The sequence below is a fragment of the Nocardia carnea genome (assembly GCF_029869215.1).
GTDB lineage: Bacteria > Actinomycetota > Actinomycetes > Mycobacteriales > Mycobacteriaceae > Nocardia > Nocardia carnea_B.
In genome coordinates this window covers 1-1,779 of sequence record NZ_JARWPM010000197.1, presented here as the reverse complement: position 1 = coordinate 1,779, position 1,779 = coordinate 1, and the positions used below count along the sequence as shown (strand labels likewise).

Genomic DNA, 1,779 nt, shown 5'->3' with positions numbered 1-1,779 from the left:
AGAGCGGCAGTTCCGTCCGTCTGTACCGGCTTCGGCGCCGGCGCGATCGGTGGCGGGGGTGGCGCGGTGTAAAGGGGGCGGGCAACCCCCCACCCCCCCCGCGCCGGCTCGGCCCCGCATGAACTCCAGCAACGTTCCGGTGAACTCCCGGGACTCGTGCAGCAGCACGATTCCGCCGCGGGCGTACCCTTCGGGTTCGATCACCGTGATCGGAACGTGTTCGTCGGTCGCGGGCCTGGTGGCGGCCTCTGTCGGTTGCTGTTCCCGGCCGGCCGCGGCCGGTTCGTGACGCCGCAGGGGCGCGATATCGTCATAAGTGCCCGACATGTTCCCAGCGTAGGGCGATATCCCGGGAGCGGGAAGAACTGGCAGGTGAACAGCCCGAACGTGGCGCGATCGAGATCGGAACTAAGCTCATTACGTGACCGCGCACATCCGGCCGGACCTCGATTCCATTCCGGCGTACGTTCCCGGCCGCAGCCATCCCGGCGCGGTCAAGCTGGCGAGCAACGAAACCACCCTCGGTCCGTTGCCCGCCGCGAGCAAGGCCATCGCCGAGGCGGTGGAGCTGGCCAACCGCTATCCGGACAATCAGTCCGGCGAACTGCGGGCAGCGCTGGCGGAGTTCCTCGGTGTCACGCCCGCGAATATCGCGATCGGCTGTGGCAGCGTGGCGCTGTGCCAGGAGTTGGTGCAGATCACCTGCGCAGGCCCCGCCGACGAGGTGTTGTTCGCGTGGCGTTCGTTCGAGGCGTACCCGATCATCACGCAGGTCGGTAACGCGACCGCGGTGACGGTGCCGCTCACCGAGCATGTGCACGATCTGGACGCCCTGGCGGCGGCGATCACCGACCGGACCCGGCTGGTGTTCGTCTGCAATCCGAACAACCCGACCGGCACCGCGGTGGGCCGGGCGGAGCTGGAACGTTTCCTGGACCGGGTGCCCGCCGATGTGCTGGTGGCGCTGGACGAGGCGTACTACGAGTACCTCCGGTTGCCGGGGGACCATCCGGACGGGGTGGAGCTGGGGCGGTCGCGGCCGAATGTGGTTGTGCTGCGGACCTTCTCGAAGGCGTACGGGCTGGCCGGGTTGCGGGCGGGGTACGCGGTCGGCGCGCCGGACGTGATCGCGGCGCTGTTGAAGGTGCATATCCCGTTCAGCGTGAGCCGGGTGGCGCAGGCGGCGGCCATCGCCTCGTTGCAGGCCCGGCACGAACTGCTGGATCGCACCGAGACGGTGATCGCCGAGCGGGACCGGATGCGCGACGAGTTGCTGGCCGCGGGCTACCGGGTGCCGGCGAGCGAAGCGAACTTCCTGTGGATCGATCTGGGTCCGGCGACGATGGAATTCGCCGAGGCGAGCGCGGAGGCGGGCGTGCTGATCCGGCCGTTCGCGGGCGAGGGGGTACGGGTTACGGCGGGTGATCCGCACGAAAACGACCTGTTCCTGCGTTTCGCGACCGCCGCGGAGACCGTGACGCGCTTCGCCGGGGCCTGAAAGAACCGATCAAGAACCCCCTCGTCGCTCGCTGCGGTATCAGCCGCTCGGCGCCGATGCGCCTGACTACGGATCAGAAGCCGGGAGGGCGAGACCTCCTCGGCGCAATCCGTTCAAAGCCGGGGCCCCCCCCCCCCCCCCACCACCGACCCTTGACTCCGGTCAGGTGACCAGTTGCAATGGGGATGTGAGCTTCGACACGATCATCACAGGCGGCCGCTGGTTCGACGGGACCGGGGCGCCCTCGGCCATCCGGCATCTGGGGCTGCGCGGCGACCGGG

1 protein-coding gene and 1 pseudogene are annotated in these 1,779 nt (G+C 69.4%); one reads left to right on the top strand and one right to left on the bottom strand.

Going from position 1 to position 1,779, the window contains the following annotated elements:
* Positions 1-327 (bottom strand): annotated as a pseudogene (locus QH276_RS13040) (dienelactone hydrolase family protein); the annotation flags it as partial.
* A gap of 94 nt (positions 328-421) precedes the next feature.
* Here QH276_RS13040 and hisC point away from each other — a divergent pair.
* On the top strand, positions 422-1,498 hold the full coding sequence (gene hisC, locus QH276_RS13035; RefSeq protein ID WP_280398481.1) for a histidinol-phosphate transaminase: 1,077 nt from the start codon (positions 422-424) through the stop codon (positions 1,496-1,498).
* Positions 1,499-1,779: the final 281 nt, after the last annotated feature.